General features: G+C 64.6%; 1 protein-coding gene. It reads right to left on the reverse strand.

Annotation, left to right across the window (positions count from 1 at the left end; translation table 11 throughout):
• A partial coding sequence (gene pilO / locus SB753_RS38260; protein WP_410805319.1) for a type 4a pilus biogenesis protein PilO occupies nt 1–263 on the reverse strand: 263 nt, incomplete at both ends.

A 263-nucleotide genomic window follows, 5' to 3' on the forward strand; every position in this document is an offset into this window, starting at 1 on the left:
CGGCGTAGAACTCCTTCGGCGTTTCCGCACCCGGCTGGAACAGCTCGTTGGCCAGGCCGCTGGACAGCGCGGTCTGCGAGATGTCGATGATCAGGTCGGGCATCTCGGTCTTGCTGGGCAGCTGGCGCAGCATCTGCTGCAGCACCTGCTCCATCTGGGCCAGCTGCTGCTTCAGCGGCTCCAGGTTGACCGCCTTCTTCTGCTCGTCCTCGAACTGCTGGCGCAGCGTGGTTTCCTGGGTTTCCAGGCTACCGAGCTCGTCG

The organism is Paraburkholderia sp. SIMBA_053 (assembly GCF_046534895.1).
GTDB lineage: Bacteria > Pseudomonadota > Gammaproteobacteria > Burkholderiales > Burkholderiaceae > Paraburkholderia > Paraburkholderia caledonica.